19 protein-coding genes are annotated in these 21,555 nt (G+C 67.9%); 7 read left to right on the plus strand and 12 right to left on the minus strand.

All coding sequences use genetic code 11. The annotated features are described in order from the left end of the window. Nucleotides 1-31: 31 nt before the first annotated feature. Nucleotides 32-1,096 (plus strand): GGDEF domain-containing protein, encoded by a 1,065-nt coding sequence (locus tag C8C93_RS18595; protein ID WP_121507854.1) that lies wholly within the window; start codon nucleotides 32-34, stop codon nucleotides 1,094-1,096. 138 nt (nucleotides 1,097-1,234) lie between these two features. Here the strand turns inward: C8C93_RS18595 and C8C93_RS18600 are convergent, their stop codons facing one another. Further along, nucleotides 1,235-2,086: a M48 family metallopeptidase gene (locus C8C93_RS18600; protein WP_055401567.1), complete on the minus strand. Its 852-nt coding sequence runs from the start codon at nucleotides 2,084-2,086 to the stop codon at nucleotides 1,235-1,237. Between the two features lie 130 nt (nucleotides 2,087-2,216). Between C8C93_RS18600 and C8C93_RS18605 the strand changes: the two genes are divergently transcribed. Continuing rightward, nucleotides 2,217-3,599 (plus strand): AmpG family muropeptide MFS transporter, encoded by a 1,383-nt coding sequence (locus C8C93_RS18605; protein ID WP_121507855.1) that lies wholly within the window; start codon nucleotides 2,217-2,219, stop codon nucleotides 3,597-3,599. On the opposite strand, the gene C8C93_RS18610 is transcribed toward C8C93_RS18605, so the two are convergent. Together C8C93_RS18610 and C8C93_RS18615 are read right to left on the minus strand one after the other, a co-directional pair. Next, the gene (locus C8C93_RS18610; RefSeq protein ID WP_158603279.1) at nucleotides 3,517-5,430 is read right to left on the minus strand and encodes a sensor histidine kinase; all 1,914 of its coding nucleotides are present in this window, start codon (nucleotides 5,428-5,430) and stop codon (nucleotides 3,517-3,519) included. The genes C8C93_RS18605 and C8C93_RS18610 overlap by 83 nt on opposite strands. A gap of 13 nt (nucleotides 5,431-5,443) precedes the next feature. Next, a complete protein-coding gene (locus C8C93_RS18615) occupies nucleotides 5,444-6,124 on the minus strand; it encodes a response regulator transcription factor (RefSeq protein WP_121508868.1) in 681 nt (226 codons plus the stop codon). Between the two features lie 280 nt (nucleotides 6,125-6,404). Between C8C93_RS18615 and C8C93_RS18620 the strand changes: the two genes are divergently transcribed. Further along, nucleotides 6,405-7,127 (plus strand): response regulator transcription factor, encoded by a 723-nt coding sequence (locus C8C93_RS18620; protein WP_055401574.1) that lies wholly within the window; start codon nucleotides 6,405-6,407, stop codon nucleotides 7,125-7,127. 47 nt (nucleotides 7,128-7,174) lie between these two features. Beyond that, complete coding sequence (locus tag C8C93_RS18625; protein ID WP_121421953.1) at nucleotides 7,175-8,413, plus strand: ATP-binding protein; 1,239 nt, start codon at nucleotides 7,175-7,177, stop codon at nucleotides 8,411-8,413. A gap of 52 nt (nucleotides 8,414-8,465) precedes the next feature. Here C8C93_RS18625 and C8C93_RS18630 read toward each other — a convergent pair whose 3' ends face one another. After that, nucleotides 8,466-10,373 carry an ankyrin repeat domain-containing protein gene (locus C8C93_RS18630; RefSeq protein WP_121507857.1) on the minus strand — a complete coding sequence of 636 codons (1,908 nt, stop codon included), beginning with the start codon at nucleotides 10,371-10,373 and terminating at the stop codon, nucleotides 8,466-8,468. A gap of 52 nt (nucleotides 10,374-10,425) precedes the next feature. Then, on the minus strand, nucleotides 10,426-11,619 hold the full coding sequence (locus C8C93_RS18635) for a YbfB/YjiJ family MFS transporter (RefSeq protein ID WP_121508869.1): 1,194 nt from the start codon (nucleotides 11,617-11,619) through the stop codon (nucleotides 10,426-10,428). Nucleotides 11,620-11,822: 203 nt separating this feature from the next. Here C8C93_RS18635 and C8C93_RS18640 point away from each other — a divergent pair, with 203 nt between their 5' ends. Further along, nucleotides 11,823-12,692, plus strand: coding sequence for a LysR substrate-binding domain-containing protein (locus tag C8C93_RS18640; RefSeq protein WP_121507858.1), 870 nt, complete (start codon nucleotides 11,823-11,825; stop codon nucleotides 12,690-12,692). Between the two features lie 43 nt (nucleotides 12,693-12,735). After that, a complete protein-coding gene (locus tag C8C93_RS18645; protein WP_121507859.1) occupies nucleotides 12,736-13,893 on the plus strand; it encodes a nitronate monooxygenase family protein in 1,158 nt (385 codons plus the stop codon). A gap of 339 nt (nucleotides 13,894-14,232) precedes the next feature. Here the strand turns inward: C8C93_RS18645 and C8C93_RS18650 are convergent, their stop codons facing one another. The 7 genes from C8C93_RS18650 to radA form a co-directional block, all read right to left on the minus strand. After that, a complete protein-coding gene (locus C8C93_RS18650) occupies nucleotides 14,233-15,207 on the minus strand; it encodes a glycosyltransferase (protein WP_121507860.1) in 975 nt (324 codons plus the stop codon). A 175-nt stretch (nucleotides 15,208-15,382) separates the two neighbouring features. Continuing rightward, nucleotides 15,383-16,648 carry an O-antigen ligase gene (locus tag C8C93_RS18655; RefSeq protein ID WP_121507861.1) on the minus strand — a complete coding sequence of 422 codons (1,266 nt, stop codon included), beginning with the start codon at nucleotides 16,646-16,648 and terminating at the stop codon, nucleotides 15,383-15,385. Beyond that, nucleotides 16,648-17,463 carry a glycosyltransferase family 2 protein gene (locus C8C93_RS18660; RefSeq protein ID WP_121507862.1) on the minus strand — a complete coding sequence of 272 codons (816 nt, stop codon included), beginning with the start codon at nucleotides 17,461-17,463 and terminating at the stop codon, nucleotides 16,648-16,650. Before C8C93_RS18660 ends, C8C93_RS18655 begins: the two co-directional genes overlap by 1 nt. Before the next feature lie 3 nt (nucleotides 17,464-17,466). Next, nucleotides 17,467-17,673 carry a zinc-finger domain-containing protein gene (locus tag C8C93_RS18665; protein ID WP_055399857.1) on the minus strand — a complete coding sequence of 69 codons (207 nt, stop codon included), beginning with the start codon at nucleotides 17,671-17,673 and terminating at the stop codon, nucleotides 17,467-17,469. Between the two features lie 5 nt (nucleotides 17,674-17,678). Continuing rightward, complete coding sequence (locus C8C93_RS18670; protein ID WP_121421947.1) at nucleotides 17,679-18,617, minus strand: branched-chain amino acid transaminase; 939 nt, start codon at nucleotides 18,615-18,617, stop codon at nucleotides 17,679-17,681. Nucleotides 18,618-18,744: 127 nt separating this feature from the next. Next, the gene (locus C8C93_RS18675; protein WP_121507863.1) at nucleotides 18,745-19,164 is read right to left on the minus strand and encodes a glycerate kinase; all 420 of its coding nucleotides are present in this window, start codon (nucleotides 19,162-19,164) and stop codon (nucleotides 18,745-18,747) included. Between the two features lie 49 nt (nucleotides 19,165-19,213). Next, nucleotides 19,214-20,590, minus strand: a complete 1,377-nt coding sequence (radA, locus tag C8C93_RS18680) for a DNA repair protein RadA (protein ID WP_121507864.1) — start codon at nucleotides 20,588-20,590, stop codon at nucleotides 19,214-19,216. 116 nt (nucleotides 20,591-20,706) lie between these two features. Between radA and hpaI the strand changes: the two genes are divergently transcribed. Continuing rightward, nucleotides 20,707-21,537, plus strand: coding sequence for a 4-hydroxy-2-oxoheptanedioate aldolase (gene hpaI / locus C8C93_RS18685; RefSeq protein ID WP_121507865.1), 831 nt, complete (start codon nucleotides 20,707-20,709; stop codon nucleotides 21,535-21,537). The last annotated feature ends 18 nt before the right edge of the window (nucleotides 21,538-21,555 follow it).

The raw sequence follows: 21,555 nt of genomic DNA on the forward strand, positions 1-21,555 counted from the left end.
GGCTCCATCCGCCCCGCCCCGCTTTCGCGCCATGAACCCCACCTTCAAGCCACGCCCTCCCCTAGCACCGCAGCGCGGCTCCAGCCTGGCGGGCAAGGCTTACTGGGCCATGGTGCAGCGGGTGGCGCTGACCGCTGCGGCCATCGATGTCGGCTACATCGCGCTGTTTCTGTGGTTGGGCTCGCAGCCCCTGGCGGCCATCAACGTGATCAGCATCGGCATGTACCTGGGCGCATACCGGCTCATACAGAAACGCTACAACGTGGCCGGGCTGTTGCTGATCTGGCTGGAGGTGGTGGGGCATTCGGCATTGGGTTCGCTGCTCATCGGCTGGGACAGCGGGTTTCACTACTACCTGCTGATGTTCATTCCTGCCATCGTGATTGCCAATACGCGGGGGTATGCCGCACCGATGGTGCTGGCGTTGCTGGCGTACTACCTGGGCCTGCATGCACTGAGCAGCCACCTGGGTCCGCTCGACCCCCTGCCCGCCCGCAGCGTCAACATCGTGAACTGGGTACACATCTGTCTAGTGTTCGCCATGTCGGCCGCGCTGTCGGCCTTTTACCGCCGCACGATCCTGATCGCGGAGGCCCGCTTGCGCAAGCAGGCCACGCTCGACCCGCTGACCGGCCTAGCCAACCGCAGCCACTTCGAAGCCCTGTCTACCAACGCGCTGGCGCGCAGCCAGCGCGACGGCGCGCCAGTCACCCTGCTGCTGTGTGATGTGGACTTATTCAAACGGATCAACGACCAATACGGCCACGCCGTGGGTGACGAGGTACTGGTGGCCATGGCCAAAGTGCTGGCCGCCAACCTGCGCGAAGGGGACGTGCTGGCGCGTTGGGGCGGCGAGGAGTTTTTGGCGCTGATGCCCGCCAGCCCGCTGGACGCCGCCAGCGCCACCGCCGAACGCATCCGCACCGCCATCGAGCAAACGCCACTGGACGTGGGCCAGGCGCCCATTGCGCTGACCATGTCGTTTGGCGTGGCCCAGGTGCACAGCGCCGAAGACCTGCAAGCTGCCATTGCACGCGCCGACAAGGCGCTGTACCAAAGCAAGAACGCGGGCCGCAACCGGGTGAGCGTGGCATAGCTCCACGGCAGCCAAATTCTTAGTCAAATTGGCCTCTATCGCTTACTCATCAAGCGCTAACAGCTATTAAAACGGTAGCATCAGGATTCCCAGGCACCTTTCGATGGCGCGCCTCTGCCACCCACCCGCCGTCCACGACTACCCGTTGCGCCGCGCCGCCTCGTACAGGCCCTGCACTTTGGGCACATTCACCTCCAGCTCACGGATGCGCGCGGGGCCTGAAGGGTGTGTGGACAAAAACGCCAGCCCGCCCTGCTTGCTGCCGCTGGCGTTGCCCATCTTCTGCCACAGGCTTACGGCGGCCGAGGGCTGGTAGCCTGCGCGGGCGGCCAGCTCCAGCCCCACAAGGTCGGCATCCGTCTCGTCCGAGCGGCTGAACTGCAGCGTGAGCAGCTGCCCACCCAGCCCCGCCGCCGCCTGGCCCAGGTCGCCAAGCCCCAGCAGCTGCGAGCCCAGGCGCAGTGCCAGGTTGGTGCCCTGCGTCTTGGCGATGCGCTCGCGCGCGTGTTCACGCAGGGCGTGGGCCATTTCGTGGCCCATGATCATGGCGGTCTCATCGTCGGTGAGCTTGAGCTGGTCCAGGATGCCGGTGTAGAACGCAATCTTGCCGCCGGGCATGCAGAAGGCGTTGATCTGCGAACTGCCGATGAGGTTGACCTCCCAGCGCCATTGTTTGGCGCGGTCGTTCCACGGCATGGTGTGCGGAATCAGCCGCTTGGCGATGGCGTGCAGGCGCTGCAGCTGCGGGTGGTCGCTGGGTGCCAGCGCGCGCTTGGCCTTGGCCTGCTGCAGCATCTGCTGGTACTGCTGGGCGGCGGAGTTTTCCAGCGTTTCAGCGGGCACCAGCTTGCGCAGGCTGGATGCCGAGCCCACCTCGACCTGCGCGAGCACTGGCGCCGCAGCGCTGGCGCCTGCCGCCAGCAGGAAGGCGCGGCGCGCCGACCACGGGGACGAGGGCGCAACAGAGGGAGCGGGGCAGAAAAGACACATACAAGGCGATCCCAGAAGGAATAATGAGCAGAGCTGGCACACAACACACCAGAGTCTGCCGCGCAGATGGAGGCCGGCAGGCTGGCTACAAGGGTGTGTCGGCGATGATAGACAAAACCTCCGCGCGCCCATGTCAGACACCTCCACTTCATCCGCCCCCAACCTCACCCCGGAAAAGCCGCACCGCACGCCCTGGCTGCAGACCCTGCGCGTGTACCTGGAGCCCGCCAGCCTGCGCATGCTCACGCTCGGGTTCTCGGCCGGGCTGCCACTGCTGCTGGTGCTGGGCACGCTGAGCTTTCGCCTGCGCGAGGCGGGTATTGACCGCAGCACCATCGGGTATCTGAGCTGGGTGGGCCTGGCCTACGGCTTCAAGTGGGTGTGGGCGCCACTGGTAGACCGGCTGCCGATTCCGCTGCTCACAAACGCGCTGGGGCGCAGGCGCAGCTGGCTGCTGCTGTCGCAGGCGCTGATCGTGGGCGGGCTCATCGGCATGGCGTTGGCCGACCCGCGCCAGACCCTGGGGCCCATCGTGTGGTGCGCGTTGGCCGTGGCATTTGGCTCGGCCACGCAGGACATCGCGCTCGATGCGTTTCGCATCGAATCCGCCGACGCCAACCACCAGGCGGCGCTGGCAGCGTCGTACCAGACGGGCTACCGCCTGGCCATGATCTGGGCCGGAGCGGGCGTGTTGTGGATTGCAGCGCGCTCCGAGGTGGCGCCCGCCGTGGGCCAGGCCATCGCACAAGGCGTTGCGGCCTACCAGAACAGCGCGTGGCAAGTGGCGTACCTGGTGATGGCGGCCTCGATGGCCGTGGGCGTGGTCACCGTGCTGTTCTCACGCGAGCCCGCGCCGGTGCAACTGCCCCCTGCGCGCAACGCGGCGGAGTGGATCCAGAGCGCCATGGTGGAGCCTTTTGCCGATTTTCTGCGCCGCTATGGCTGGCACGCGGCGCTGATCCTGGCGCTCATCGCCGTGTACCGCATCAGCGATGTGGTGATGGGCATCATGGCCAACCCGTTTTATGTGGACATGGGCTTCACCAAGGACGAGGTCGCCGCCGTGACCAAGATCTACGGCGTGATCATGACGCTGGCCGGCGCCTTTGTGGGCGGCGTGTTGTCGATGCGGTTTGGCGTGATGCGCATCCTGATGCTGGGCGCCATCCTGAGCGCGGCCAGCAACCTGCTGTTCGCTTGGCTGGCGGGCCACGGACACGACGTGACGGCGCTGATTGCCGTGGTGTCGGCCGACAACCTGGCCAGCGGCATTGCGTCGGCCGCATTCATTGCCTATCTGTCGAGCCTGACGAACGTGAGTTACTCGGCCACGCAGTACGCACTGTTCAGCTCGATGATGTTGCTGCTGCCGAAATTCGTGGCGGGTTTCTCGGGCGATTACGTGAATGCGTTTGGCTATGCGCAGTTCTTCACATCGACGGCGCTGCTGGGGCTGCCGGTGCTGGTGCTGGTGTGGCTGGCATCGCGGGTGCAGGCTCCCCCAGCAACGTAATCCGCACACACGTCCCCTGGCCCGGCACAGACGTGACATCCAGCTTCGCGCCGATAGCCTGCGCGCGTGCGCGCATGTTGGCCAGGCCCTGGCCCCCGGCTGCAGCCGGGCCGGGCATGCCGATGCCGTTGTCGGCGATCTCCAGCACCAGACACGGCGACTCATCATCGGGCTGGCGTACCGGCCCCGGCTGCTGGCGCGCGCTGACCCGTACGCGGGTGGCCTGCGCATGCCGCAGCACGTTGGTGAATGCCTCCAGCAGGATGCGCTGGATCTGAAGCACCCTGTGCGGCGTGAGGCTGTCCAGCGTGGGCAGTTCTTCGTCCACCTGCCAATCGACCGAGATGCCCGAGGCGGCCAGCCGCGGTTGTAGCCGGTAGCGCAGCGTGGCCAGCACCGTGGCCAGGTCACCGTCCACCGGCTGCATGGCGTCCACGGCCATGCGCAGTTCATCGAGCGCCGCGTGGGCATGCTCACGCAGCGCGGCCCGGCTGGACCGGCCTTTGCCAATGAGGCTGAGCAGCCCCACCAGTTGCGATCCCACGCCGTCGTGGATGTCGCGCATGATGCGCTGGCGCTCCTGCAGGGCCGCGTGCTGTTCATGCTCCTGCTGCAGGAGCGCGTAGCTGACCTCCAGCTCACGCTCGCGCTGGCGCACCTTCTCGTCCAGGGAGTTGCTCAGGGCCTGGTAAGCACGCACCTGGCGGGCATAACGATCCAGGATGAGCCAGCCCATCAGGAGCACGAAGAGCATGGTCGCCAGCGGAAGGTACGAAGAGCGGCCCACGCTTTCTGTCGCGATGCGGATCTCCAGGAAGTCGTACAGGCCTGCGCCTATGGGAACGAAGCTGGCAATACAGAAGGCGATGGCCTCGGGCTTGCGGGCCACGATCGCTTCCCGTGCAGCGATGACATAGGCCCCAACCGCAGGCACGAACAGCAATCCCAGGGCGGCGGTCCAGTACTCGGGCTGGAACAGGCCAAAAGCTGCTGACACCAGGAGGGTTTCAGCGAGCAGCAGCACCCAGAACGCCCGCCGGGCCCCAGGCCCGTCGCGGCCGATCAAAGCCAGCGAGAAGCGCACCAGCAGCAGGACGTGCACCGCCAGCGAGAGCGCCACGATGCCGCCCCACACCGGCCATCCCAGGGGCGAGGTGCTCCACAGACGGTCGCCGAAGCGCAGCATCCCAAACGGCGCGCACAGCGCGAAATAGCCGTACACCGGCTCCCGGTTGAGGTGCCACAGCCCTGCGGCAATCACGCCCGTGAGGGCCAGTGCAAACACCACGGCCACTGCGCCCCACTGCCGCCAGACATAGCGCTCGCGGTACTGCGGCTGAAGCACGGCCTCAGGCCCGAAGCGCGGTGCGGCCAGTCCACCCCAGCGCACCGCTTGCACGGCTACACGAACCTCCAACACGGTGGGGACGCTTTGGGACAACAGGCGCGCAGGCACGGGCACCCACAGCGGCGCCTTGGTCGCATCGGTGCGGCCGTCGCCCAGCACGCCGCGGTGTGCAATCAGATCGCCGCCGACGAAGACTTCGACCTGATTGCCCACCCGGGGAAAATAGACCCCCCTGAGGACCCCATCGGACGGCACGGGAGGAAGCGCCAGCAGGTAGCGCGCGCGCCCGGACTTGCCGGGGTAGGCCTTGTCCCAGAGATGTGGAAGCGCCACCAGCCCCGACCAGGGTTCGGCGCCATCGGGTTCGAGGTACGCATGGGCCTGCGCAATCGTCCCTACCTCCGGTTGGGCATGCACCGTGCCGCCGAGAAGCACCCACAGCACCGCAATCCAGAGCACGCGCAGCGGTGCCTCCCGCGGCATGCCCGGTAGCCTGCTACAGAAGCCCCAGCTGCCGCGCCTCGTGAATCGCCTCCGTCTTTGAATGAACCGCCAGCTTGCTGTAGATGTTCTTGACATGCGATTGGACCGTGGAAGGCGAGATGCCCAGGATCTCTGCGGTTTCGGCGTAGGTGTAGCCGCGCGCAAGCTTGGCGAGGATATCCCGCTCCCGCGCCGTCAAGGTCGCATCGACGGGAAGCGCACTGGTCGTCGCTGGCGCGGGCGACAGACGTGTCAGCAACTGGCGCGCGATGATGGGGGTCATGGGCGATCCGCCGGCATTCAGGCTCAGGACGTGGTCGGCGAGATCGTCTTCGGTCCCGTCCTTGAGGAGGTAGCCGCGTGCGCCGGCTTCGAAAGCGCGCATCATGTTGGCCTCGTCACCGAACATGCTGATGACCATGATCTCGGTTCCGGGCGAAAGCTTGCGGCAATGGCTGATGACCTGAAGGCCGGAGCCGTCGGGCAACCCGAGGTCCACGAGGAGCACGTCCACACGGTTGTCGCGCAGCCAAGCCACCATCTCGCCCACCGTGCCCGCAGAGTAGGCCAGCCACAGGCGGTCGGCCCGCGCCAGCGCGTGCTCGAACCGCCGCCGCGTGCGCGGATCGTCCTCCACGATCGCCACGGAGACGTCGCGCCCGGACGGGGCAAGGCGAGGCTCCGGGAGCGTCATGCGGACGGCGGGCTGGCGCCGTGGCATCCCGGCGTAAGGAAGGGGGAATTCATGCTCCGAGCGTAGGGGCAAAGCAGTGCCCGCACAAGAAGAAGCTGCGCCTCCTGCGCATGGCATGCGTGCAACACAAGCGGCCCGGGCGGGACCGCGCGGCAGGGCAAGTCTGGCCGCGGTCGTACGGCTGCACGGGCTTGGTGGCTTTACGGGAGGTTTACATGGCCGACAACGCACCGAGACAGCCCTTGGCGACCATGAAGCCACCCGCTACTACACTGCCCCCATGAGTTCCCAACTGCTGATGATCGAAGACGACGCCCGCCTCGCACAGATGGTGGGCGAGTACCTGGGCCAGTCGGGCCTGCAGGTCACGCACCGCGCGGACGGCAAGAGTGGCCTGGCGCAGCTGCAGGGGCCCGACGCCGGGCCGCTGCCCGACCTCGTGATCCTGGACCTCATGCTGCCCGACATGGACGGCCTGGAAGTGTGCCGGCGCATCCGCTCGTTGCAAGGCCATGCGGCCCAGGTGCCGGTGCTCATGCTCACCGCCAAGGGCGACCCCATGGACCGCATCATCGGCCTGGAGCTGGGTGCCGACGATTACCTGCCCAAGCCGTTTGAGCCGCGCGAGCTGCTGGCCCGCATCCGCGCCATCCTGCGCCGCCGCACCGATGGCGGCAATGCAACGGCGGCCACGCAGGTCCTGCGTTTTGGCACGCTGGAGATCGACCGCGACGCCCGCACCGTGACCGTGGCAGGCGAGCTGGCCGACCTCACCTCCTACCAGTTCGACCTGCTCGTGGCGCTGGCCGAGCGCGCGGGCCGGGTGCTCACGCGCGACCAGATCATGGAGGCCGTGCGCGGCCGCGAGCTGGAGGCGTTTGACCGCTCCATCGACGTGCACATGGGCCGCATCCGTGCCGCCATCGAGGCCGACGCCAAGAACCCGCGCCGCATCCTCACGGTGCGTGGCGTGGGCTACGTTTTTGCGAAACAACAAGACTGACCGGTAGGGCGCGGCCCCGCTGCGGCGCGCACCTCCACTTTTGCTGAATGTCCCTTTCCACCCCCTTCTCCCGCCGTCTGTACCTGCGCATCTGGCTGGCCGTGGTCGGCGGCATCGCGGTGCTGACGCTGACCGTGGGCTGGGCCTGGCGCATGGCCGAGGAACAAAAGGCGCAGAACGCCCAGCCGTTCGTGCCGCCCTCGCGCGAGATGGTGCTGCGCGATCCCAACGGCACGCAGGTGCTCAAGGGCCTGGCCACGCGCCAGCCCAGCGAGCCGGGCGAAGGCATTGAATTCCAGATCCAATCGGACACCGGGCAGGTCTTTCTGCTGCAGATGGCGCCTCGCCAGCCACGCGGCGATCGGGGCGGCCGACCCGGAGGTCCGAACCAGGGCGACGCCGCGTTCTGGACCCGGCCACCGTTCGGCTTTTTGTGGCTGCTGGGCATCGTGGGCCTGGCCGTGGCCGTGGGTGTGTACCCCATCATCCGGCGCCTCACGCTGCGGCTCGAAGCCCTGCAACGCAGTGTGCAAAAGTTTGGCGAGGGCGACCTGTCGGTGCGTGTGCCCGAGCAAGGGCAGGACGAAGTGGCCGACCTCGCGCGCCAGTTCAACGCCGCCGCTGCGCGCGTCGAAACGCTGGTCAAATCGCACAAGTCGCTGCTGGCCAACGCCTCGCACGAGCTGCGCTCTCCGCTCACCCGCATCCGCATGGGGCTGGAGCTGATGGGCGGTCAGCAGCCCTCGCCCGCGTTCCGTGAGGAAATCCTGCGCAACATTGCCGAGCTGGACCAGCTGGTGGACGAGATCCTGCTGGCCAGTCGCCTGGATGCACGCGAAGCCGATGTGGGTACCGTGGAGCTGGTGGATCTGATCGGTCTGGCCGCCGAAGAGTGTGCACGCGTGGACGCCGATCTGGACGTGAGTTCGGACTCCGTGGATGTGCGCGGCATCCCAAAGCTTCTGCGCCGCGCCATCCGCAACCTGTTGGAAAACGCCCGGCGCTACAGCACCGGCGAGATCACCCTGGTGGTCGAACGCCGCCAGGGTCACGCCGAGGTGCGCGTGTGCGACCGGGGTCCGGGCGTGCCCGTGACCCACCGTGAACGCATCTTCGAGCCCTTCTACCGCCTGCCCGGCGCCAGCGAACGCGCAGGCGGCGTGGGCCTGGGGCTGGCGCTGGTGCGGTCAATTGCTGGGCGGCACAACGGCACAGTGCATTGCGAGGATCGGCCGGATGGCGCCCCTGGGGCCTGCTTTGTGCTGCGGCTACCGCTACAAAAATAATAGCTGCTAGCGGCTTACAGATAAGCGCTAGCAACCAAATCGACCTGAATTTTTACGATCCAGCAACGGCCTGCCATTGAAGCTGCGCCAGGTCGAGCCGCCAACGCCCCGGCACGGCCTGCCATTGGTTGGCGCCAGTGCAGCGCTCTCCACCCCACACCTCCACCACGCCCGGCGCCACCCGCTGCGCCTGGTGCTTGTGCAGCCAGCCCGGCCCGGTGCCCGTGACATCGAGCCTCTGCATCTGAAAGGTGTGCGCATCCAATGCGTAGACAGGCGTCTCGCCAGGACGGCGCTGCGCGGGGTAGCCCAGGCAGCCGATGACGATGATGCGGCCATCCACCGGGGTGGCGGTGTGGGAGTCGGTGGGCGGGAACACATCCTCCGGGTAGGCGAACACGCGCCGGTCCCAGGCGCCACCCGGCTCGCTGGGCGGGGTGTGGACGATCACATCCGCGTAGATGAAGAAGTCGGGGTCGTAGCCGTCCTCATGCTCTCCGCCGATCTGCACCCAGCGACCATCGGGCAGGCCGGTCAGGCTTTGGCCGAAGCGGTCGGCGTTCCAGATGTGCTGCCAGGGTGTATCGCTGAAGCTGCGGTTCAATCCGAACGCCTCGCCCGCGCCATATGCGCTTTCACCCGACTCCAGCATGGCAAGGTGAAAGGCGGTGGTGACGTCCTCGCCGTTGTGCCGCCCTGGGCGGGGCGTGTGGTGCTGCTTGAACTCTTCGGGCGTGCAGGTGACGAGCCAGCCTGGCTCGCGCTCGTCCCACAGCGGCTGGCCCAGCCAGAGGCGCGTGCCATCGCGGCCCAGGTGCTGGATCTGGCCGCCGTGGGCGACCAGCAGCTCCAGCATGGCGCGACTGCGGGCGCTGTTGATGGGACAGCCGTTGTTGTCGTTGTAACGTTGAGGGTCGGCGCCAGCTTGCAGCAGCGCACTGGCCATGGGCAGGTCGTCGTTCTCGACCGCAGCGAGCAAGGGAGTGTCGCGTAGGCCGCCCAGCGGCGTTTCCACATCCGCTCCCGGCTGGGCCAGCCACCAGCGCAGCGCATCGGGCTGGCGGGAGTCGATGATCCACTGAAGCAGCGGTAAATCGCGCCACTTCACCTGCAAGTCGGCGCCTGCGTCGCGCAGCAGTGCGAGCTTGTCCACCGCACCTTGTGCCGCCGCGTGGATGGCGGGCGTGCGGTTCCAGCCGTCGCGGACTTCAAGCTGCATGCGCAGAGCCGCACCATCCGGCCCCTGCAGCGCAGAGCCCACCTCCTGCGCCGTGCCCAGCGCCACCAACCGGTGCAACGGCGGCCAATCCAGCTTTTCCATGTCCAGGCCATGCGTTTGCAGGCAGCGCAGCGCCTCATAACGGCCCCAGCGCACCAGGCTGCAGGCGACGCGGCCCCCGTGGCGGCATGTCCCATCCGTGGACACGCCCTGAACCAGCAGCCAGTCCAGCATTTGCGGTGTGCGGGCCCGTTGGATGGCGTTGTCGCCTTTGGCATCGTGGTGGTGCAGGTCAGCCCCCACTGCCACCCACCACTCCACACGCGCCACATCGCCGCCGGACACCGCCCAGCGCAACCCTTCATTGAGCCAGGCATGCAAAGTGGAGGGCGCAGCAGGCCACTTGCCGCGCTCCCACTCGGCCAACTCGCGGGCCTGCGCGGCCACCTGGGCGTCGCTGCCTGGAAGGCCGCCCAGGCGGCGAAGGCCATCGAGCGTTGCCACGGACGCGGCGGCGCAGGCGCTGGCGCGGTACAGAAACGGAGTGAACCCCTTGGGCCGAAGCAGTTCACTGGCACCCGGCCGCCCCCACAGCCGGGCTAGCGCGAGCAGGGCGTCCCAGCGTTGATGGTCAGCCAGCAGCGCCAGGGCCTGCGCCTGCCGCGCGGGGACGCGGCCCGCCAACGTGGAAAGGGTTTGCGCCAAAGGCTGCGCGGCCAGGGTCAGGTCGAGGCGCTTCACGGTATTTTTGGGTCAGATGGGCAGCCAAGCCTTATACAGCAAGCGCTAGCAGCTACTTTTTTTGATGCACTTCCCGCCAGTGCCACGCCATAAAGCCGTAAAGCGCCGCCCCCAACCCCAGCGCAGCCCCCGCCACACCCAGCGCCCAGTCAAACCCCTGCGCCTGCGAGCCCGCGCGCGCCAGGAGCACCGCCGCCATGGGCGGCCCCGCGATCTGGCCGATGCCGTAAAGCGCGGTCATCAGGCCGGTGAAGCCTGCGCCCGCCTGGGGCCACTGGTGTCGCGCCTCCTGCAACGCAAAGAACGTGATGGCCGTGAAGGGCAGGCCCAGCAGCAGGCTACCGAATGCAAAGCCTGCCGGGCCGGGCCAGAGCAGGCCCAGGCCGATGGCCGCCGCCTGCAACAGGTAGGCCCCCGCCAGCAGCAGGCGCCGGTCCCGCGCAGGGTGAATGCGCGTGGACAGCAGCGCCCCCAGCGCCACACCCGCGCCGAAGATGGGCCAGAACAGGTCGGGCCAGGCCGAGCCCGCAGGCAGCGCGGCCCGCGCGATCACGGGCAGGAAGGTGGCCGTGACGATGTAGCCCAGGCCGGCCAGGCCATAGGCCAGCGCCAGCAGGGCGCGCTCGGCTGCCGGGTTCGGCGCGGGCGGAGGTGGCGCCGTGGCCGCCATGCTTGCGGCGCTTGGCCCCACCGAGGAGGCTTCGCTGCCCCGCACCACCGGCCACACCAGCGCGCACAGCAAGGCGGCAAGCACGGCGAACACCGCCCAGCCCGTGGCGGCGCTCCAGCCCGCTGCCACCATGGCGCTGGTGGGCAGGCCGGTGGCGACGATGCCCAGGCCCGGACCGCAAAAGATCAACCCGCCCAGGGCCGGATGCCCCAGGTGGGCCAGCCGGCCCATGCACCAGTTGGCCGTGCCCAGGAACACCATGGCGCTGGCCACACCGGCCAGCAACCGCATCAGCGGCCACAGCACGGGCCATGGCAGGGCCAGCGCGGCTGTGAGCAGCACCGTGGCCACCAGCCCGCCCCGTACCAGGGCCGCGTTGCCGGGCACCGCGCCCAGGCGCCGACCCAGCCAGGGCAAGGCCATGTACAGCAGCGCACCCCCCAGGTAGCCCGCGTAGTTGGCCGTGGCCAGCCAGCTGCCGGTGGCGATGTCCACCACGCCGTCGTGCAGCATCATGGGCAACAGCGGTGTGAAGGCAAAGCGGCCGATGCCCATGGCGGCAGCCAGCGCGGCCATGCCCGCCAGTGCGACCTGGAGCGCGGAGGAGCCGGTGTCGCCACGGCGGGTGGCTGCAAGCGTGGAAGAAGAAGTGGCCTGGGTCACGGCATGGGGGCGGTTGCGCTGTGGGAGGGTGGGACGGTGGGGGAGTTGCGGCGTCGGATGCGGGGTCTTATGATCTTAGCAAGAGATTGAATTTTTGACATTCATACTTTTTCAAGATGGATAAAGCATCCCCCCCACTCGATCTGGCCGCCCTCGACATCTTCCGCACCGTGGCGGCAGAGGGTAGCGTCACGCGCGCGGCCGAGCGGCTGCAGCGCGTGCAGTCCAATGTGACCACGCGGGTGCGCCAGCTGGAGGCCGACCTGGGCACCCCGCTGTTCCTGCGCGAGGGCAAGCGCATGGCGCTCACGCCCGAGGGCGAAGTGCTGCGGGGCTACGCTGACCGGCTGCTGGCGCTGGCCGAGGAGGCTCGGCAGGCCGTGCGGCCAGGCCAGCCCACGGGACGCCTGCGCCTGGGCTCGATGGAAAGCACCGCCGCCAGCCGCCTGCCCGCCCCGCTGGCGCAACTGCACCGCCAGTGGCCCGGGGTGGCGCTGGAGCTGTCGACCGCCCCCACGCGCGAACTGCTGGAGCGGCTGCGCGCCCATGCGCTCGACGCCGTGCTGGTGGCCTGGCCGCCAGGGCAGTCGCCCGACCCTGCGCTGGATGCCAGCCCCGTGTTCGCCGAGGAACTGATCCTGGTGCTGCCCACGGGGCATCCGCCCGTGTCCGGCCCGCAGGATGTGGTGCCCGGCACGCTGGCGGTGTTCGAGCCTGGCTGCACCTACCGGGGGGTGGCGCAGGACTGGTTCGCAACCCGCACCCCGCCCATGCAGACGCTGGAACTGGGCTCGTACCACGCCATCCTGGCCAGCGTGGCGGGGGGTGGCAGCGTGGGCATCGTGCCACGCTCGGTGCTCCAGCTCTCGCCCCACGCCGCGCTGCTGGCCCAGCACCCCCTGACCACCCTGCAGACGCTGCTGGTGTCGCGCCACGGCTACCGGTCCGCGGCGCTGGATGCGCTGCAGCAAGTGCTGCGCGACTGACAACCCTTCTCTTCTTCCCTTTTTTAGCGAACGGAACGCCACCATGCCCCACCGCAGCCTGCGCACCGCCCTCTCCCTGCGTCTGCCCATCATCCAGGGGCCCATGACGGGTTCCGACACCCCGGCGCTGGCTGCCTCCGTGTCCGCAGCGGGCGGGCTGGGCACCCTGGGCTGCGGCATGCGCTCCCCCGCAGCCATGGCCGAGGCGGCGGCCGAGGTGCGGCGGCGCACCGACCGGCCCTTCGGGCTCAATCTCTTCGTGCAGGAAACGCCCGCGCCCGATGCGGCCACGGTGGAAAAGGCCGTGGCCCGTCTGGCGCCGCTGTATGCGGAGTTCGGCCTCACGCCCGCCGAGCCCGCGCGCTGGTGCGAGGACTTTGCGGCCCAGTTCGACGCCCTGGTCGAAGCGCGCCCGGCCGTGGCGAGTTTTACCTTTGGCATCCTGAACGCCGCGCAGGTCGAGCGGCTGCACAGCGCGGGCTGCACCGTCATCGGCACGGCCACATCCGTGGCCGAGGCCGTGGCCTGGGCCGATGTGGGCGTGGACGCGGTGGTCGCATCGGGCATGGAGGCGGGCGGCCACCGGGGCACTTTTTTGCCCACGGGCCGTCTGCAGGCCGAGGGCCTTGCGCCCGCAGAAAAGGCCCCTGCCGCCAAGGGCCCCTCGCAGGCCGACTTTGCGGCGTCCATGGTGGGCACCATGGCCCTCATCCCGCAGTGCGTGGATGCGCTGCGCCCCCGGGGCGTGGCGGTGATCGCGGCCGGCGGGATCATGGACGGGCGAGGCATCGCCGCGGCCCAGGCCCTGGGCGCCGAGGCGGTGCAGATGGGCACGGCCTTCCTGGCCTGCGACGAGTCGGGCATCGGCCCGGCCTACCGTGATGCGCTGGCCCACGCCACCGGCACGGACACGCGCACCACCCGCGTCTTCTCGGGCCGCCCGGCGCGTGGCATCGTCAACACGATGCTGCAGCGGCTGCACGCGCACGAGGCCGATGTGCCAGCCTACCCGGTGCAGAACGCCCTCACCGGCGCGCTGCGCCGGGCGTCTGCCGAGGCGGGGCGGGCGGACTACCTCTCACTGTGGGCCGGCCAGGGCGTGGCGGCGGTGCGCCCCATGCCAGCGGCGGCGCTCGTGGCCGTGCTGGAAGCGGAATGGCGGGCTGCGCTGGCAGCCGTGGGAGCGCAGGGCGCGGGGTAGAGGTGATTTTGCTATTGATTAAATAGCATATTGCGCTTGATGAATAAGCGCTAGCGGCCAATTCGATCAGTTTTTCACACGCCTCCGCCGCGCGGAACGCGCCCTGGCTTCGACCGGCCCAGTCCGAGCGGGCACGGGTAGGACGATATCTGCACGCTGGTAGACGGTCCTGCACCGCCAAGCAACCAGCCCGCGATGCTCACGCCCTTCGGTACCGGCGCGCCGCAAAAGCCAGTGCCACCGTGGAACCGGCTTCGCCGGGCCACCGGTGGCGTCCCCCTCCCATAGCGCGAAGCGCGTAGAGAGAGGGGGAAGGCGCGCAGCGTCTCAGGGGGTGATTCACTGCCTCCAGGGCAGTTCGCGCGCAGGCCCCTGGATGACAGGCGGCTGGGCGTTGATCTTCTCACCCGCCAGCACGCGCTCGTACATGCGCAGGTAGTTGCGGGCCATGCGCTCGGCGCCGAAGTGATCGACCACATGCTGGTGACAGGCGCGGGCGTCAAAGCGGTTGTTGCGCACCGCCTCGGCCAGCACGGAGGCTTCGGCCGACAGCACGCCGCAGTGCACCGGCACCAGCTCGGGCAATGCGCCGTAGGGCGTGGAAAACACCGGGCAGCCGAAGTACAGGCTTTCGATCACGGCCAGGCCAAAGGGCTCGTGCCAGCGCACCGGAAAGATCAGCCCGCGCGAGGCATTGAGCAGGCTGGTCTTCTGCGTGCCGCCCACCATGCCGTGAAAGTGGATCTTGCGCGACAGCGTCCAGCGAAAGCCGCGCTTGAAGTTGATGCGGTCTCCGCCCAGCACGTCCAGCTCCACGCCAGCCATCTTGGCCACCTTGATCGCGCCGCGCACGTTCTTCACGCCCCAGGCCGCCTTGCCCAGAAAGTGGTAGTGGGGCCGTGGGCGGTCAAAGTCCACAGGGCCATAGCCGCTCCAATCGAGTCCGTTGTAGACAAACTCGGTGGAACCGTAACGCGCGGCGTGGTCACGCGAGAGGAACACGGTGTTCAGCGGCAGCGGCTTGGGCTTGCGCGCGTTGCCGTGCTCGGTGACCAGATAGGGCCGGCTCAGCTCGGTGCGGGGGTTGAACTGGAAATGCGCAATGTCCACATCGGCCGGGATCTGGCCCTCCCAAGGTGCGTCGGGGCGGATGGGCAGCACATGGCCGAAGTCGCAGCTGGACCCGTCGGGCACCAGATAGCTCACGCGGTGACCGAGCTGCACCAGCGTCTTGCCCAGATCCCAGATCACACGCTCGGTACCGCCGTAGCCGTAGACAGGGATGGGGGAGTTGTTGATGAGCAGGATGTGCATAGGGAAATCTTTCGTCTCAGTTTTCCATGGCGCTACGCGACACCCGCAGACCATGAAACTGGCGCGGCCCAAGCCAGTGCCACCGTGGAACTGGCTTTGCCAGGCCACGGGTGGCGTCCCCCTCCCGCGCAGCGAGAGAGGGGGAAGGCGCGAAGCGACTCAGGGGGTGCTTCATCTAAAGCGGTCTTGGGCAGCCCATGCGCGTGCGCCGCTCGTGCAGGGCCGCCAGCACCAGGGGGCACATGAAGAGGTAGAACATGTTGCCGCTGTTGTGAGCCAGAAACACTTGCGTGAGCCCAAACCCGATGTACGACAGGGGCACCATCACACCCACCAGGCACAGCGAGAGCGACTCCTTGTCCATCTTGCCGGCACCGTCGCGAATGCGCCGCGCCGTGGGCCAGAACATCGCGAGCGGAATGCCGTAGAACGCCATGAGCAACAGCACGCCAGGCAGCCCGCGTTTGGCAAACAGGTCCAGGATTTCGTTGTGCGCGTGCCCAAATTCGAGCACCACGGGATGCGCCAGCCCGGCGGCCACGCGCCGGGCCTTCTCGTCGGTGTACCCGGCCCGGCCCCAGCCGGTGAAGGGCCGGTCCCAGCCCATCTGCCACGCCAGGCGCCAATGCGCCAGCCGCTGGCCAACCGAGCTGCGGCCGTCACCGTGGTCCTTGTAGACCTGCACTTCCTGGCGCGCCTCGTCCACCCGCTGCTCCACCGCAGGCACCTGCGACAGCGCAGCCGCCGCCAGCGCCAGCGCACACAGGCCCCAGTACACGCGCCGCTGCCCGGTGGTGCGCACCAGCAGCCAGGCACACACGGGCAGCAACAGCACCAGCGCCAGCCAGCCGCCGCGCGACTGGGAGAGCACCGAGCCGGCGGCACCCAGCCCGATGGCGCTGGCCAGCAGCAACCGCTGCCACAGGCACCAGCGCTTCCATTGCACGACGAGCAGCAGGCCGCTCATCACGGCCAGCAGCATGCTCAGGTTGCCGTACTGGATGGCGTTGGTAAATCCATTGGCACGCGGGAGCTCCATCACGAAGGTCTGGTACAGCGCCACCAGCCCGCTGCCCACTGCGCCGACCGCCACCCCCATCCACAGCCAGGCGGCACGGGGCTCGAACGTCATCAGGAAAAAGATGCAGGGCAAGGCCAGGAGGTATTTGACCGGCCGATCCATGCTGCCCCAGCCCCAGGTGGCGCCCACATCCAGCATCCACAGCGCAGCCATGCACGAAAAAGCCGCCGTCAGCCACCAGGCGGCACGCGGCGCAGGGCGGCGCCACCACAGGTGCGCGCTGGCCAGCGTGGCCAGCAGCAGCAGCACGGCGCCGTAGGAATAGCCCGAGGGCAGCCACAGCGCCAGCCCCGGGACCATGAACGCGCCAATGCTGGCGCAACGGGAAAACCAGCGGTGGGTATCCTGCGGAGACGTCATCAGCGAATCACCCGCCCCGTCAGGCTGTCGCGGTCGTAGTGCAGGGCGGCGTACCGGAAAAAGCCCTCCAGCGCCACAAACAGGCAGTACAGAAAGCCCGCGCCGCCACACAAAAATCCCAGCCGGAACACATACAGACGCAAGAACATCGACCCGCCCGACGCCAGGCCCCGCAAGACCCCGCCGCGTTTGCCCGCCTCCGCCCGCTTGGCGGCACCGAGCATCACGTACTGGGTAAGCTTCTCCAGGCTGCCGCGCACCGTGGTGCGTGAGTAGTGCAGCAGCCGCGCCTTGATGAGGCGACGCGGCACCGCTGCGCCACCGGGCAGGGCATGGAGCTGGGCCTGCTCGTGCACCACCCCGGTGTATTCCTTCACCAGCGCACGCACAAACAGGCGCTCGATCTGCGACTGCGACCGGAAATACTTGAGCTCGTGCCCATAGGCCACCATGCGCCAGCGGATGGTCCACACGGCCTGCTCGCCCGAACGGACGATGGCCTGCAGTTCCTGCGCAAACGCGGGTGTCATCACCTCGTCAGCGTCGAGGAAAAACACATAGTCGCCGCGCGAATGCGCCAGCAGCCGGTTGCGCTGCACGGCAAAGCCCTGCCAGTCGGGATAGCTGTGGACTTCGGCGCCCAGGCTTTGGGCGATGGCCACGGTGTTGTCCGTGCTGCCGCTGTCCACCACCAGCAGCTGGTCGGCGAACGCGGCGCTTTTCAGGCAGGCCGCAATACGGTGCGCCTCGTTGTGGGTTAGCACCGCCACGGTCAACGTGGGCGGCGCCGATGCGCCGCCGGTTCCCACGGGCATCAATCAGTGGCCAGCGTGTACGTGCTCGCCCGCCTTCAGGCGGTACACCGTGCCACAGTACGGGCACTTGGCCTCGCCGGTGCGGGCCACGTCCAGGTACACCTTGGGGTGGCTGTTCCAGATTTTCATATCGGCCTTGGGGCTGGGGCAGAAAACCCCACCCTGGGCATTGAGGTCCTTGGCCAGGAGTTCGATGGCGGCTTGGGACATGGTGTTCAGACTTTCGCGAGCCAGTGGGCGTAGTTGGAGTTGCGGCCGTTGACGATGTCAAAGAAGGCGCTCTGGATTTTTTCGGTGATCGGGCCGCGTGATCCGCTGCCCAGCTCGATCCGGTCGAGTTCGCGGATGGGGGTCACTTCAGCCGCCGTGCCGGTGAAGAACGCTTCGTCGGCGATGTACACCTCGTCGCGCGTGATGCGCTTTTGCACGATCTCCAGGCCCAGGTCCTTGGCGATGTGGAACACGGTGTTGCGGGTGATGCCGTTGAGGGCACCGGCCGACAGGTCGGGCGTGTAGATCACGCCGTTCTTGATGACAAAGATGTTTTCACCCGCACCTTCGGACACAAAACCCGAGCTGTCGAGCAGCAGTGCTTCGTCGTAGCCGTCGTCCAGCGCTTCCATGTTGGCGAGGATGGAATTGGTGTAGTTGCTCACCGCCTTGGCCTGCGTCATGGTGATGTTGACGTGGTGGCGGGTGTAGCTGCTGGTCTTGACGCGGATGCCGCGCTTCATGCCTTCTTCGCCCAGGTAGGCGCCCCAGGCCCAGGCGGCCACCATGAGGTGGATCTGGTTGCCCTTGGGCGAAACACCCAGCTTTTGCGAGCCGATCCAGGTCAATGGACGCAGATAGCAGGATTCGAGCTTGTTTTCACGCACCACAGCCTTCTGGGCTTCGTTCACTTCTTCCTTGGTGAACGGGATCTTCATGCGCAGGATCTTGGCGCTGTTGAAGAGGCGGTCGGTGTGCTCTTCCAGGCGGAAGATCGCCGTGCCGTTGGCGGTGTTGTACGCGCGCACGCCTTCGAAGGCGCCGCAGCCGTAGTGCAGGGTGTGGGTCAGCACATGGATCTTGGCGTCGCGCCAATCGACCATCTGGCCGTCCATCCAGATCTTGCCGTCACGGTCGGCCATCGAGGGAACTACGGGGCTCATGGGAATCCTTTGGTTGCTGTGGGTCGCAAAACCGGGATTTTACGGGGCCGCAGCGGGCCAGGAACCGGGGCACCAGGGTGCAGTGCAGCAAATGGTGCCCCGCCAAGGGCAAGGGCCTGGGCAGCGGTCAGCCTTGGGGGGGAGTGGCGGCCGCTTCGCCCTCCGGCCGCACCAGCATCCATTTCACCAATTTGCCATGGCGAAACTCGCAGGTCACATGCGACTGGGTGCCGTCTGTCCAGCGGTACACCTCGGGGTCAGCGCCCTCGGGCGACAGCAGTTCCCCCAGCGCCTGCGTCATGGCCACCACATGCATCAGGTTCACGCCCTCAGCCAGCCGGGCATTGAGCATGACCGCACTGCCCACATAGCCGATGGGGCGCTTGGCGGCCTTCTTCATCACATTCACCAGCCGCGTGAAATGCAGCAGGGCCCACATGACCAGCCCGCCCACCACGGCCGCCACACCGGCCCAGCCGTAGGCTGTAAAACCAAACCCGACCAGGGCCACCGCCCCCAGGGGCACCAGGATATTGCGCAGATTCATAGGCTGGGATTGTCTTACGGCCTCAACCGTGTGTGGCTGTGGGCATTGCTTACAAGCCCCGCACCACGTTCATGGCCTCTTCCACCCGCTCCACCGCGTGGATGGTCAGCCCCTCAATGGGTTTCTTGGGCGCATTGGCCTTGGGCACCACGGCCACACTGAAACCGAGCTTGGCAGCTTCCTTCAGGCGCTCCTGGCCGCGGGGCGCGGGCCGCACCTCGCCCGCCAGCCCCACCTCGCCAAACGCCAGAAAGCCGCGCGGCAGCGCCTTGCCGCGCAGGCTGGAGGTGATGGACAGCATCACCGCCAGGTCGGCCGCTGGCTCGCTGATGCGCACGCCGCCCACGGCATTCACGAACACGTCCTGGTCCATGCACGCAACCCCCGCGTGGCGGTGCAGCACGGCGAGCAGCATGGCCAGCCGGTCCTTGTCCAGGCCCACGGACAGACGCCGCGGGCTGGGGCCACCGCTGTCCACCAGGGCCTGGATCTCCACCAGCAGCGGGCGTGTGCCCTCCAGCGTCACCATCACGCAGCTGCCGGGCACAGGCTCGGAATGCTGGCTCAAAAAGATGGCGCTGGGGTTGCTCACGCCCTTGAGGCCCTTCTCGGTCATCGCAAACACGCCGATTTCGTTGACCGCGCCGAAGCGGTTCTTGATGGCCCGCACCAGGCGGAACTGGCTGTGCGTGTCGCCTTCGAAGTACAGCACCGTGTCCACCATGTGCTCCAGCACGCGCGGCCCAGCCAGCGCACCTTCCTTGGTCACATGGCCCACCAGCACGATGGCCACGCCCGAGGCCTTGGCACAACGCGTGAGGTGCGCCGCACATTCGCGCACCTGCGCCACGGAGCCGGGCGCGGACGTGAGCTGGTCGGAGTACACGGTCTGGATCGAGTCGATCACGGCCACCGCAGGCTGCATGGACTCGATGGTCGCCAGGATCTTCTCGAGCTGGATCTCGGCCAGCACGTTGACCTGGCTGTGGTCCAGCCCCAGGCGGCGCGAGCGCAGGGCCACCTGGGCACCGCTTTCCTCACCCGTCACATACAAGGTGGGCAGCCCTGCGCGCTGAAGCGCATCCAGCGCCTGCAACAGCAGGGTGGATTTTCCGATGCCCGGGTCGCCACCGATCAGTACCACACCACCTTCGACAATGCCGCCGCCCAGCACCCGGTCCAGCTCGTCGATGCCGCTCGGTGTGCGCTCCACATCGCTGGCCTCGATGGCCGACAGCGGCATCACGGCCTGGGCCTGGTTCAAACCGGCAAATTGCGAGCCGCTGTAGCGGTTCTTGCCCGGCCCGGCCTCGGCCACCTGCTCAATCAGCGTGTTCCAGGCACCGCAGGCCGGGCATTTGCCCAGCCAGCGCGGGCTGGTACCGCCGCATTCGGTGCAGGTGAACGTGGTTTTTTCTTTGGCCATGGCAGGTGTCGTTGAGGCTGCCCCGAAGTGGGGGCAGCCGACTATAGCGGCCATGCCCACTGGAATAGCAACAGCCCGTACGATGGCGGGCTTGGCACTGCCGCACGGAGTTCAGATTGCAGACACCCACCAACCGCTTCAAACAGGCCATGGCCCAGGGCCAGGCGCAGATCGGCCTGTGGCTCGGGCTGGCCGATGCCTACAGCGCCGAAATCCTAGCGGGCACCGGCTACGACTGGCTGCTGGTCGATGGCGAACATGCGCCCAACGACCTGCGCTCCATCCTGCACCAGCTGCAGGCCATCGCCAGCGCCACCAGCGCCCTGCCGCCAGGCGTGCAGGCGCCCCACCCCATCGCCCGGGTGCCGGTGGGTGACACGGCACTGATCAAGCAGTATCTGGACATTGGCGCACAGACCCTGCTCGTGCCCATGGTCGATACGCCGGAGCAGGCCCAGCAGCTGGTGCGCGCCACGCGCTACGCGCCCGAGGGCGTGCGCGGCATGGGCAGCGCGCTGGCCCGCTCGTCGCGCTGGCAGGCCTACCCCCAGTATGTGCACGAGGCCAACCAGCAAATCTGCCTGCTGGTGCAGGCCGAGACGGTCGAAGCCATGGCCCACCTCGATGCCATTGCCGCCACGCCCGGCGTGGACGGCGTGTTCATCGGCCCGGCCGACCTGTCGGCTTCCATGGGCCACCCCGGCAACCCAGGGCACCCTGACGTCCAGGCAGCCATCCACGACGGCATCACCCGCATCCTGCGTGCGGGCAAGGCGCCAGGCATTCTGGCCACCACCGAATCCCAGGCGCGCCAGTGGCTGGCGGCGGGCGCACTGTTTGTGGCCGTTGGCGTGGACACCATGCTGCTGGCCAGCGCTGCGCAGAATCTGCTGGCGCGCTTTCGCGCCGACGCTGGGGGCACACCAGCACGCCCTGCGGGCTACTGAAGCCCACAAGACACCACA

It is taken from the genome of Acidovorax sp. 93 (assembly GCF_003633835.1).
GTDB lineage: Bacteria > Pseudomonadota > Gammaproteobacteria > Burkholderiales > Burkholderiaceae_C > Acidovorax > Acidovorax facilis.